Consider the following 13,203-nt stretch of genomic DNA (forward strand, 5'->3'; position numbering starts at 1 on the left):
TGATGTCGCTTAAAAAAGGGATTTTAACAGTGGTTGGTCTTTTGGCTGTCACGCTCATGGCTGCGTTTTTTTATTTATGGCAACCATCAGGAAAGCTCTCCGAATTTAATCAATGGAAGGCTAAAATAGACCAACCCGTCAGTGAACAAAAATTAAATGTTCGCTTTTTTGGCGTTTCCACATTGCTATTTGATGATGGTAATTCACAAATTCTAATTGATGGTTTTTTTAGTCGACCATCTCTCATGAACATTGCTTTACAACGCCTCTCCAGTGATCAAGCACTGCTTCACAATATGATTCAGGACCATGAGCTTAAACGCCTCAAAGCCATATTGGTGACCCACAGTCACTATGATCATGCTTTGGATATTTCAGTGCTCGGAAGTTCACTCCCAAAAACTCACATCATTGGTTCGTTGAGTACACTAAATATAGCACGAGGCGGCAAAGTACCTGAGCATCAATTGAAACTGGCTGTGCCTTTTCAAGCACTACAATTGGGTGCATTTCGTATTACGCCTATTCCCTCACAACATACGCCACCAACAGCAGTGAACAATGATTTAGGTGAAGAGATTCTGCATCCACTGCCTCAGCCAGCACGTTTTTATGAGTTTAAAGAAGGCGGTAGCTTTGACTACTTGATTGAGCACAATAATCACAAAATTTTAGTTAAAGCCAGCACAGGTGCGCTTCCTAATCAATTTCAAAAGTTAAATGTAGATGTCTTGTTTTTAGGAATTGCTCAGCTTTCAAAACAATCACCCGAGTTTCAACAGCAGTATCTCGCTGAAACCATTGATCAGTTACAACCGAAAGAAGTCATACCAATTCATTGGGACAATTTCTTTAAACCACTTTCACAGCCTTTAGAATTTCTACCACGAATAGCAGATCATTCTCCGAAAAGCCTACAACTCGTGATTGATCATGCACAGCATCAAGGTCGAAAGGTGACTTTACTGACGGAGCCTTACGCATACCCAATAACCAGCTCAACGACGCCTTAATTATGGGTTAAAATTAAGGTATCTCATGATTGATTGAACATTTTGCGAAAGATAATTCATATCGATATGGATGCTTTCTACGCTTCTGTGGAGCTTAGAGAGCGTCCAGAATTACAACACTTACCTGTGGTCATTGCATCTCATCACCCACGGGCCGTCGTTGCAGCAGCATCATACCCAGCTCGTGAGTATGGCTTACGTTCTGCCATGTCGATGACACAAGCTAGAAAACTTTGCCCACAAGTGATCGTCATTGAGCCAAATTTTTCTAAATACCAACATGTTTCAGCTCAAATTCATAAGATATTTCAAAAATATACCAGCATCATCGAACCCTTATCGTTGGATGAAGCATATTTAGATGTGACTGAAAATTTACAGCAGATCCCAAGTGCCACTGAAGTTGCAATGTATATTCGTGATGAAATATTTCAGCTTACTAGATTGACCGCCTCAGCAGGCGTTGCACCAAATAAGTTTTTAGCCAAAATTGCATCTGATTGGAATAAACCGAATGGCATTTGTGTGATCAAACCCAATCAGGTGCAACAGTTTATCTATGATCTTCCACTCAAAAAAATCCCTGGTGTAGGAAAGGTCACACAGGAAAAATTAAAAGCTTTGCAACTCGAAACACTTGGGGATTTACAGCAGGTGGAAGAAAAATTTCTCACTCATCATTTCGGAAAATATGGCAAACAATTATTTCTCTATGCTCAAGGGATTGATGAGCGACCTGTTCAAAGCGAACGCCAAAGACAGCAAATTTCTAAAGAAACCACGTTTGATGAAGATCTTTTTTTAAACCAATGTGATCAATTTTGGACTTCACTGCTTTCTCGTGTTTGGCAAAATCTTCAAAACAAGGAAATGATCGCTAGAGGTATCAGCGTCAAACTCAAACTTAAAAATTTTCAAGTTTTACAACACTCTAAAAGCTTTAAACAACCTTTCAATCACATAGAGGATTTGCAACTGGCACTCAAATTATTGTTAATGGAAATGAATATTCCTGATGAATATCAGTTTAGACTCATTGGTGTTGGGGTGTATCAACTTTCAGAAAAACAACAAGACACGCAACTCAATTTATTCGGATTGTAAATTTCGTCTAGTTTTCATGCAAAAGAACAAAATTAAGTCAATTTTTTTCGCCTTTTTTTCCTTTTTAGAGTAATCTAATCGCGCAATACATTTACCCATGTGTCTGCTGAGATGTTGTTAGAAGACCTATATCTAACACATTTGTCCTGTGATTGGCGTGACAATCCATCCGAATATTACAGGGCACTCTAATCTGAATGGGTACAATCTCTTTTTCCTCCAAATATTTCTGATCTCCTCCCATAAAAATAAACTTTCAGAGATACAGCAATTAAACCGAATTCATAGTTCCACTTCCCCTATACTTTCTAAATCCTATACGGCATTTCATAATCTATATTTATATCTATAAGGGATGAGCTTTATGTCTGTTCAACGTTTACACGTTCAAAAACGTTTTTCTGAGGTTGCTATTTTTGGTCACTTCGTTCATCTGGCAGGTCAGTTAGCAGAAGATACGTCTCTCGACATTCGTGGACAGTCACAACAAACCTTTGACATTATTGACCGTTTATTGGCTGAAGCAGGTACAGATAAAAGCCATATCATGTCTGTGACAATTTATCTAAAAGATATTGAAAAAGATTATGCAGCATTCAATGAAGTTTGGGATGCATGGGTTTCTGATATTAAAGCTTTACCGCGTACATGCGTAGAGGCTAAACTGTATCATCCCGATGTTCTTGTTGAGTTAACGGTAATTGCTGCGAAACCTTGATTAAAAAAAGCATGCCTGAGCATGCTTTTTTATTTCAAAGATGATTAGCTAAATGCGCGAATATCTGCCAATCGCCCAGCACTATACTTTTCTAATTTATGCTCAATCACGGATTCGTTTACCCATTCAATTGGCATTTCCTCAGTGTATTCATCCAAAAAATCACGTCTTAACTGCACATATTCTGGGACAGCATGGTAAGAGATCACTTTGTATCCCGCTGTTTCAAGTAATGCATTTTGAAACTGTAAAGTATGTCCACGTTTGAATGAAAATTTATCTTCTAAACTGACAATGGCAAGTACTTTACAATCCTTATTCATCACCACAAAATCAGCAAACATTGACTCATATTTACGACGTGTACGCGGTAACTTTGTGGTCAGTAAGGCGTCAAAAGAGACATGTGCCAAAATATGCGCATTTGGCATGATTTCTTTAAGACGATTGAAAGTTACTTGCTGATAGGGGCTAAACACTGCTCTTTGACGGAGCATGCTATCAGAGGGTTGTTGATGCTTTAATCCTTTATAAGCAATGAACAACACCACAGCGAGTATGATCACACTCGCGATGATCATGATATCCATGACTAGTATCCTTATTTGAATTCTTATCGTTAATTTCTTTTTTAAACTACTTCAAAAAAACACAACTTTTATTATTGTTTCATTATGCTGATGTTAAACATCGCATAGTCCAAGTGAAAAGCGCTTCAGACCAAGCTTATATTAAACATGTTCTGCACTTATTGGCTATAGTTTAAAACATGAACCACATCACACTATTACATAATTGTTGGACAATGATGAAAATCTCATTTGATGATAATACAATATCACCTGAAATGAAAAACTCAAAACCTCACTAAACTACTAATTTAAATGATTATTTTAAAATAAAAAAGAGACTTACCCAAATCAAGCCCAATATTCCGATAAAATGAGCATTATCGAAAATATTGTATAGAAAATGTTCAAAAAAGGACGCCGCAGCGTCCTTTTAAAAGAAATTATCATTTATGCACGAGACTTGGGTTTGGATTTACCCTTAGGTTTCCCCTCGCCAAAAGGTTTTTTGCGATCTCCAGTCTCACGTGGTGGCAAACCAGTGTGCTGTGTCAAGATTTGGCCTTTCTTCGGACGATTATTTTGTCCTTGTGATTGACCACGATTAGCAGTTTGACCCGTACGTTTTTGTGAATCACCTGCAACAGTTGAATTTTTCTTACGTGCAGATTGATATTGACCATCCGTGCCCTGAGGCTGATACGTCGGAATCAAATGTTGCTTAGAATTACCAATTAAGTCCTGACGACCCATTTCTTTCAAAGCTTCACGCAGTAAAGGCCAGTTATTTGGATCATGGTAACGTAAGAAAGCTTTATGTAAACGGCGGCGTTTTTCACCTTTTACAATGTCGACATCTTCAGTATAACGTGCCACTTTCGCAAGCGGATTTTTACCGGTGTAGTACATGGTGGTCGCAGTTGCCATTGGTGATGGATAGAAGGTTTGTACTTGGTCAGCACGGAAACCATTCTTTTTCAACCAAATTGCAAGGTTCATCATGTCGTAATCGGTTGTACCCGGATGCGCCGCAATAAAGTAAGGAATAAGATATTGTTCCTTACCTGCTTCTTTACTGAAACGATCAAACATCTGCTTAAAGCGATCATACGTCCCGATACCCGGCTTCATCATTTTATTGAGCGGGCCTTTTTCGGTATGTTCAGGTGCAATTTTTAAGTAGCCACCGACATGATGCGTGACTAATTCTTTCACATATTCAGGGTTCAAAACTGCAAGGTCATAACGTAGACCCGAACCAATCAAAATCTTTTTAATACCCGGTAAAGCACGAGCTTTACGATATAACTGCGTAAGAGGTGCGTGATCAGTATGCAAGTTTTGACAAACACCTGGGAACACGCACGATGGCTTACGACAGTTCTTTTCAATTTCTGGATCTTTACATGCCAAACGATACATATTGGCTGTCGGACCACCTAAGTCCGAAATAATGCCTGTAAAGCCCGGCGCCGTATCACGAATCTTTTCAACTTCACGTAAGATCGACTCTTCAGAACGGTTTTGAATAATTCGACCTTCATGCTCCGTAATCGAACAGAAGGTACAACCACCGAAACAACCACGCATGATGTTCACAGAGAACTTGATCATGTCAAACGCTGGGAAACGCGCATCGCCATAAGATGGATGTGGTAGACGTGCATAAGGCAAGTCGAACACATAATCCATTTCTTCTGTGGTTAGTGGGATTGGCGGTGGATTAATCCAGACATCACGCTCACCATGCTTCTGCACGAGTGCGCGCGCATTCCCTGGATTGGTTTCTAGATGCAAAATACGGTTTGCATGGGCATAAAGCACTGGATCATTGGCAACTTCTTCAAAAGAAGGTAGACGAATCACAGCCAATTCACGTGGTGGCAACTTATGCTTAATCGCCTTAGATGATGGCTGTAACTGCACGATTTGCGTATCTGCATCCAAATTGTCGCCTTCACGAACAATCGGATTGCTGACCACTTCTTTTTGGAAATTCTGATACTGCGTTAAGCTGTTGCCTTTGTCTTTCTCAATTTCACAGCCATCAATATCTTCGGTCATCACATATGGATTGATGATTGGATCAACACGGCCTATGGTATCGACATCATTTGATGCGATCTCAACAAATTTAGCTTTCGCTGCACGGTTATGCTTATTAATAATAAATGCAGTACCACGAACATCAGTAATGTCTGTAATTTTTTCGCCTTTGGCTAGACGGTGCATCACTTCAATGATTGAGCGTTCACCATTACCATACATCAATAGATCGGCTTTTGAATCCATTAAAATAGAACGACGAACTTTGTCAGACCAATAGTCATAATGCGCGATACGACGTAATGAACCTTCGATACCGCCTAGCAGAACAGGAACATCAGGGAACGCTTCACGACAACGTTGACAATAGACTGTTGCTGCACGGTCAGGACGTTTATTCGGTTGGTTATCTGGAGAATAAGCATCATCTGAACGGATCTTACGGTCAGCCGTATAACGGTTGATCATAGAGTCCATGTTACCTGCCGATACGCCCCAAGCAATATTTGGTTTACCAAGTACACGGAATGCTTCAACATTCGTCCAGTCTGGTTGGGCAATAATACCAACACGGAAACCTTGCGCTTCAAGCACACGGCCAATGATACCGGTTACAAATGATGGATGATCGATATAAGCATCACCACAAACAAAAATAAAGTCACAACTATCCCAACCGAGTTGGTCCATTTCCTCGCGTGACATCGGCAAAAAAGGCGCGGGTTCAAAACAAGACGCCCAATATTTGTCGTAATCAAACAACGCTTTTGGCGCAGTCTGAGCGGTATAAGCAGTAGACATGGCTAGCAATTCTCGGCTGGCAGATGGAAGATCAAAAAATAGATCAAAGATGAAAGCCGATCATTTTACCATGAATTCAACTCAACTTGCTTGATTAAAAAACAATCAAATACAACTGCTTAAATTTTCTATTCATCACTGATGACCTAAGACCTATTTCTGTACATTTAACATACAACCAAATCTAAACAAAAAATAATATGCATTTAATTTCAGTAACTTGAGCTTAGCAATTGACTCGATTCCTTTACGATTGATGATTTGGGTAATAAACAAAGTTGCTTTTCATTTTTATAGTGTTTGAAAAAAACGAAAGGCGTTTAATCGTGCTCAAAATAATACTCACAACCGTTGCCACCATGATGGCTTTATTAATTTCCAATTTGGCTTGGACTCAAACTAAAATTCCACAGTCTTACCAGCAACAAGCAGCTTGGCAACAATTACAACAAAGACTCCCTTCGAAATTTCGACTCAATGACCAAAACAAACCACATGAGTACTACTGGAGTTGGAATGATTACCGTGTACATGTCGATGCTTATCCCAATACTAAAGCGCCAGCCAAAGTCATTTTATTACATGGCGTAGGTACAAATGGTCGTCAGATGAGTTTAATTCTTGGGCGTCCACTTGCCCAAAAAGGGTATGAAACCTTCGCATTGGATTTACCCGGTTATGGTCTGACGCAATACCCTTCAAAAAAAGAAATTCGTTATGATCATTGGGTGAAATTGGTCAATGATTTTGTGAACGAACAAGCGCAAAAAGATGATCGTCCTATTTTCCTTTATGGACTCTCAGCAGGTGGAATGCTCACGCTACATGTGGCCATGCAGAATCAACATGTCGATGGCATCATCGGAATGACCTTTCTCGATCAAGAATTTAAAGACGTTCAAAAAGGAACTATGCGTTTTAGTGCTCTAAGCCCTGTTCTTTTGCCGAGTATGAAAGCAGTAGCACATACCCCTTTGAAGCAAATCGCCTTACCTATGTCCTTGGTATCAAAGATGTCAAAACTCACCAATGACCCTGAAGCCTTACGCATCATGCTGGCTGACAAGACATCCGCAGGTAATAGCATGAGCGTGGAGTTTTTAAACAGCTATATGCATTACCAAAAACCATATCCTTTGACTCAATTTAATCAAGCACCTGTGTTACTGACTCAACCTGAACAGGATCAATGGACTCCTTTAAAATTGAGCCAACCTGTTTTGAAACAGTTGAAAGTACCTTATCGTGTGATGACTTTACAAAATGGTGGGCACTACCCTGTTGAGCAACCTGCATTAGATCAGCTGGTAAAATACAGTGATCAATTCATTCGTGAAAATATAAAACGCTAAATTGATCTATTGAGCGATAAATGAATCACTTAGACAGTTTTGTAAGCATTTTCCTACAATCATCTCTTCTATTGTCGGCTATGCATATCAACGTCACTGCACTATTCTTAAACCATCAGGAAACAGGAAGTTTCCCAAACAAAAAACAACAATAATAAGTTTGAGCATCAGGACGTGAGGTACGACAGGAGTTATACCTACAAGCAGCCGATACGAAGAAAAGCCCATCAGGAAGATGGGCTTTTCTTTTTCTTACACATAGAATTTTTTAAGCACACTACACGTTGTCACGCTTGTAAAACAATTATTCATCATGCTTTTTCGCTTTCACAACACTTTCATGAATTCCATTTGTTAATTTTAAAGTGTGTCACGCAACAACTCTGACTGTAATTTCCAAAGTGCAAGCGACTTATGCTGTTCCTACAATACGGAATATCCTAGTGCAAACCGCTTACATACAAAATTTTAAAGATTGAGGATGTGAACATGGCAAAAGCTTTATTTATTACTGCAAATTTTGGTGTTGAAAAAGATGAATTAATCAAACCCTTAGCATTTTTAAAATTAAAAGGGATTGAAACCTATCATGCTGCTGAAGAAAAGAAATCTGTTCAGACTGTGGTTGGGGATCAAGAGCCTTCAGATCAAGTTCAACCTGACATAAGCTTTGATGAAGTCAATGCAAACGACTATGACATCCTGATTATTCCTGGGGGAACGGTGAATGCGGATAACTTGCGAATTCATCCACAGGTTCAAAAATTGATTCAAAGTTTTGCTGACCATCAAAAACCAATCGCAGCTATTTGTCATGCGCCTTGGACATTAATTGATGCGCAACGTATCAAAGATAAAAATCTGACGTCTTATAAGTCAGTAAAAATTGATTTAGAAAATGCAGGCGGTAAATGGGTCGATGAAGAGGTGCATCGTTGTAATACTGGCGGCTGGCCGCTCATTACATCTCGTTGTCCTGATGATATTCCTGCATTTAATGAAGCCATTTATAAAGAATTGACGCAGTCTTAAACGATTAAAACCCCTTTTTTTGGGGTTTTATTTTGCATGTTTTACAGACTTTTTAAGTAATCTACAATTTCTTGCTCGCCTGCCATTTCAGCAAGTTCTAAAGCTGTAAATTGACCTTTGTAAGCTACATTTGCACCTTTTGCGACTAGCAGTTGTACTACATCTAAGTACCCGTTCTCTGCAGCTGCTTGAAGTGCGCTATAACCTTCATCATCAATTTGGTTTACATCAGCTCCGTTATTTAAAGCTGTTTCAACTTCTGTGATTTCGCCTAATGAAGCCCAATAGATGAGTTCAGGAAGATGAAGTTCGCTATCATCTTCAGGGAGTGGGGCGAATGAATTGAGTTTCATAATATATTCCTAATCAAGATTAATCAGAATTTTAGGCTAAGTCTTGCGAAATATATTCTATTTCATCTGCTTCGAATTCAGAGATTTGTTTTGTCTCTACCCCAAATTTATACCGTGGATGCCCTTTAAAGCAATAAATGGGATTTCTTTCTTTTAAATAACGAATTTGGTCAAAATCTTCTTTGCTTAACCACACAGAAACAGCACTTCCACCAGATCTTCTAATTCCAACTAGATTACTATTAGGATAGAACTTGTATACACTTCCTTTTATTTCGTTATAAGCTCCTAGATAATATTCATCTTTAATAGAAGCTAAATAATCTTTAGTATTTGAATCAAATGCAGCTATAGTTTCACGACCTAATAAAGGTGAACCTATACTAATCCCCTCTACCCCACCAATAGTATCAACTCTATTTACAATATTTGCGACCTCTGTATGAATTGAACCAATAAAAATTTTTTTATTATCGTCTTTTTCTTTTTTTAATCTATCAATTACATCACCAGTATAATATCCAACTATGCCAGAAATCACATAATCAAATGCTTTTTTTAAAACATCATTAATATTAGGATCAGAAATTAAAGGAACTAAGGCAAATAAATCTGATCCCTTTTTTCTAGAGCCTAACTGTAAAGCTAATTTTTCTCTTATTTCTTTTTTTGGATAAGAACCTTTGTACAATCGATTCTCTTGTGCTAGATATGCTTTGTGAATAATTCTTTGTATCGCTAACAAGCATTCAGCTAAATCGTAAATACTCACTCCATGCTGATCTAAATCATCCCCTGTAAATTTTATACTTAATAAACTTTTCTCAAATTTTTCATGTGTGTACCAATCCATATTTTTCCTTTAATACATTTTTACAATAATTAGTATAAATAATAATCTAAAAAATAATTCTATAATAAAAAGCCCCCTTTCGGAGGCTTTTATTTTTTTAAAACTAAGACTTATGCTTTAGCTACAATTGGCTTACTCGCATTAATCTTTTCAGATTCACTTTCATTCATAATCAGAGCCACTGCAATTGCGGTAATCAACACAGGTAAACCTACTGCCATAAAGTTAAAATGCGCTGGTAAGTTCATCCCTAGTAAGCCACCAATCAAGATCGGACCTACAATTGCTCCCATACGACCAATCGCAGATGACCAGCCAATCCCTGTTGAACGAACTGCCAATGGATAGTACTGAGCTACGTAGCTATATAACAACATCTGTGAACCAATCGATGCAGCACCTGCCAAGAACACCAAGATGTAAAGTAACAGCATATTCGACTGGAAGCCCATTAAGCTCATCACAATCGCACCCATTAAACCTAAGAACATCAATACAGGTTTTAAATGGTAACGGTCTGCCAAGATACCACCGCCAACGATCCCCACTACCGCACCAACATTCATGACCATCATGAACATCAAGCTATTATCCATTGAGTAGCCCGCAGCCATCATCAATTTCGGTAACCAGCTGCTGAGAGCGTACATGGTTAATAAGCATGTAAAGAATGCAACCCAGAATAACAATGTATTTACAGCGCGACCACGACGGAACAAGCTGACAACAGTTGCCGATTCAGGCTCATCTACATGATCCAGCTCGAAAGTTGTATCTTTCTCAACTTTTACTTTAGGTTCAATCTTCGCCACGATTTGACGAGCTTCTTCCTGACGATTTTCTTTTACGATGAAAGTTAAAGATTCAGGTAAGAATTTCCAAATAATTGGAAGTAAAAGTAATGGAATACCTGCGATAAAGAACATGATTTCCCAACCAAAACTTGGTGTAAACCATGAACCTAATAATGCAGCCATCACACCACCTACCGCATAACCACTAAACATAGTAGTTACCAAGGTGCTACGCATTTTTTGAGGTGCATATTCTGAGGTCAAAGCCACAAGGTTTGGCATAACACCACCAATCCCTAAACCTGCCAAGAAACGCAAAATACCGAACTCAGTTGGATTGGATGCAAAACCACCCGCAAAGGTTAATCCACTGAATAAAATAATACAGATCATAATGACTTTTTTACGGCCAATCTTATCTGCTAAAGAACCAAAAATCATTGCGCCAAACATCATCCCTGCAAGTGCAGTACTTGCGAGCATGCCTGCTTGAACAGCACTTAAACCCCATTCATCCATCAATAATGGTAAAACTACGCCATTAATTGCTAAGTCATAACCATCAAACAGGATAATGAGTAAACACCAAGCGACAACATTGAAGTGAAATGGTGTGAATTTAGCATGGTCAATAATTTTATTGACGTTCATTGCTTGCTGTGACATTCCTCACCTCCTGTGAGAGATCGTATTTCAATAATCTTTAAGCACGATCCAACCAACTTTGAATTTAATTGTTGTGAGCGACGCATCAAAATCGTGTGCTTAAAGTCTGTGAGGTAAATTTCACATAATTCTGTGTTAATAAAAATTGAACGTTAGTCTAAAATCCAATCAAAATTAGGCTTTTTATCTAAATATCGCATTAGACCAAAGTTAGTTTGACTTATGAAAATCAGTGTTTCCATCATTTTATTGGTGAGTAATGATGATATCTCGCTCAAATACGAATTTATTAAAGTACTTATTTCATTATGATATTTTTCACTTATTTTAATAAAAAACCTCATAGATCAAAATCCATGAGGTCTCGAACAATTAATATAACTTTTTGTCTAATTTAATCTGAATAATTTCATTATCATCTGCAAGTTTTGCATTACGCCCACTTGAACCTGGAAAATTATTGTCATTCAACACTGTAATTAAATCAGGTCCTTCAATCACAATATCTTCAATGGTAAAGAATGGAAAACCGAAACGCTCACCCGTCATAATATCGCCCTCACGTGGCGTACCATATAATAAATTTGGATTCGCAATATCCATTAAATTGACCAAGTCAGTCTTATTAACCAACTGCTTCGGTTCATTCAGTTGTATGCGAACTAATTTCTTAAAACCACCAATATTATTTTCAGTATCATCACGCTCAATCACAACCCCTTCATTTTGACTAAATAACTGGAAATCACCAATTGCTGTAGCTTTAGGGTCGAGCTCAAAATAGTAATGGTCATTTGTATATACTTTTTTAGCAATATCAAATTTTGAAATTAATAAATGTCTTTGCACATTCTTGCTTAATGGTTTTTCCAGCATTGGATATAAATATTGACCATCTGGAGAAATAGCCATGCCTTCAAATCCACCACTTCTTTGCACGAGCGCATTTTCTATTTCAGCCGCACTTTGATGAAGTTGATTTTGTGGAGATCGAAGCTCTTCTCCTTCTTTTTCAGGATGAGGCAATGCAATCGGAGCACTCTTTAAAACACCATCAGCACTAAAATGCAGTAAAAATGGACCGAATTCATCTCCGATCCAAATATCGCCATTTTTATCACGCTGTATAGATTCCGGATCAAAATCAGCACCTGTTAAAAGTCGTTCTGGCGTACTCTCATTGACAATTTTGAATGGTACTAACTTATTCGGATCACGAAGCTGTATATGAGACAGTACTTTAACGTTATTTGAGTTGGTCTTAGCAGTTCTAAAATCTACTGAAATATTATAAAGACGTAATAGATAGTCTGCTGAGTTATCTTGTGCCCCAAATCCATTATCAGACATTACAAGATACGTTCCATCAGCATTTTTTAATGCCCCAGAAAATCCTTGAACTGGCTGACCTTTAAATGGCGGATAAATACCATTTGCACCTTTAACATAAAGTCCTGAATCTGGTCCATCGGCATAGGTAGCCACATCAAGCTTTGCAAATGAAACAAGTGTAGGTTCATTTATTTGATTTTGTTGATCTGAGGTAATCTTATCATCAGAATCATTACAACCGCTAAGGGCTAAAAATGACAATAGTACTGTGCTTAAAAGTGTCTTCTTCATAAATCCATATGTATCACTTAAGTAAGGACTCATGATTAAACGGCATGATGGTGTCATTCCTCTGACAGATCAATGAAGATTTGATGAAGGCTTTTATTATTAGTTCCTCACTATATAAAAATCTTTATCAGTGAGTTCTAAGATACATTTCCCTTTATATTTAATTCTTTATTTCAATTTATATATATATAAAAAAACACCCCCTTGTATTGAAGGGGGTGTTTAGAATAATGAGCTGGCGATGACTTACTCTCACATGGGTAACCCCACACTACCATC

11 protein-coding genes are annotated in these 13,203 nt (G+C 38.1%); 5 read left to right on the forward strand and 6 right to left on the reverse strand.

The window, feature by feature from the left end; all coding sequences use genetic code 11:
• The first annotated feature begins 2 nt into the window (after positions 1-2).
• The 3 genes from AC1M83_RS08635 (at position 3) to AC1M83_RS08645 (ending at position 2,835) form a co-directional block, all read left to right on the forward strand.
• On the forward strand, positions 3-1,013 hold the full coding sequence (locus tag AC1M83_RS08635) for an MBL fold metallo-hydrolase (protein WP_481590455.1): 1,011 nt from the start codon (positions 3-5) through the stop codon (positions 1,011-1,013).
• A gap of 42 nt (positions 1,014-1,055) precedes the next feature.
• Positions 1,056-2,117: a DNA polymerase IV gene (dinB, locus tag AC1M83_RS08640; protein ID WP_180028858.1), complete on the forward strand. Its 1,062-nt coding sequence runs from the start codon at positions 1,056-1,058 to the stop codon at positions 2,115-2,117.
• Between the two features lie 364 nt (positions 2,118-2,481).
• Positions 2,482-2,835 (forward strand): RidA family protein, encoded by a 354-nt coding sequence (locus AC1M83_RS08645; protein WP_481590456.1) that lies wholly within the window; start codon positions 2,482-2,484, stop codon positions 2,833-2,835.
• Between the two features lie 44 nt (positions 2,836-2,879).
• Here the strand turns inward: AC1M83_RS08645 and AC1M83_RS08650 are convergent, their stop codons facing one another.
• Together AC1M83_RS08650 and AC1M83_RS08655 are read right to left on the reverse strand one after the other, a co-directional pair.
• Positions 2,880-3,425, reverse strand: coding sequence for a DUF2726 domain-containing protein (locus AC1M83_RS08650; protein WP_481590457.1), 546 nt, complete (start codon positions 3,423-3,425; stop codon positions 2,880-2,882).
• Between the two features lie 429 nt (positions 3,426-3,854).
• Positions 3,855-6,251, reverse strand: a complete 2,397-nt coding sequence (locus AC1M83_RS08655) for a YgiQ family radical SAM protein (protein WP_035268131.1) — start codon at positions 6,249-6,251, stop codon at positions 3,855-3,857.
• 326 nt (positions 6,252-6,577) lie between these two features.
• Between AC1M83_RS08655 and AC1M83_RS08660 the strand changes: the two genes are divergently transcribed.
• On the forward strand, positions 6,578-7,603 hold the full coding sequence (locus AC1M83_RS08660) for an alpha/beta hydrolase (RefSeq protein ID WP_481590458.1): 1,026 nt from the start codon (positions 6,578-6,580) through the stop codon (positions 7,601-7,603).
• Between the two features lie 489 nt (positions 7,604-8,092).
• Complete coding sequence (locus tag AC1M83_RS08665) at positions 8,093-8,635, forward strand: type 1 glutamine amidotransferase domain-containing protein (RefSeq protein WP_180028861.1); 543 nt, start codon at positions 8,093-8,095, stop codon at positions 8,633-8,635.
• A 41-nt stretch (positions 8,636-8,676) separates the two neighbouring features.
• On the opposite strand, the gene AC1M83_RS08670 is transcribed toward AC1M83_RS08665, so the two are convergent.
• From AC1M83_RS08670 to AC1M83_RS08685, 4 genes are all read right to left on the reverse strand, one after another.
• Positions 8,677-8,988 carry an ankyrin repeat domain-containing protein gene (locus AC1M83_RS08670; RefSeq protein WP_481590459.1) on the reverse strand — a complete coding sequence of 104 codons (312 nt, stop codon included), beginning with the start codon at positions 8,986-8,988 and terminating at the stop codon, positions 8,677-8,679.
• Between the two features lie 31 nt (positions 8,989-9,019).
• Positions 9,020-9,841, reverse strand: coding sequence for a hypothetical protein (locus AC1M83_RS08675; protein WP_481590460.1), 822 nt, complete (start codon positions 9,839-9,841; stop codon positions 9,020-9,022).
• 110 nt (positions 9,842-9,951) lie between these two features.
• A complete protein-coding gene (locus AC1M83_RS08680; RefSeq protein ID WP_481590461.1) occupies positions 9,952-11,301 on the reverse strand; it encodes an aromatic acid/H+ symport family MFS transporter in 1,350 nt (449 codons plus the stop codon).
• Positions 11,302-11,673: 372 nt separating this feature from the next.
• Positions 11,674-12,924 carry an esterase-like activity of phytase family protein gene (locus tag AC1M83_RS08685; protein ID WP_481590466.1) on the reverse strand — a complete coding sequence of 417 codons (1,251 nt, stop codon included), beginning with the start codon at positions 12,922-12,924 and terminating at the stop codon, positions 11,674-11,676.
• Positions 12,925-13,203 lie beyond the last annotated feature (279 nt).

Source organism: Acinetobacter sp. 25-47-130, from assembly GCF_056779705.1.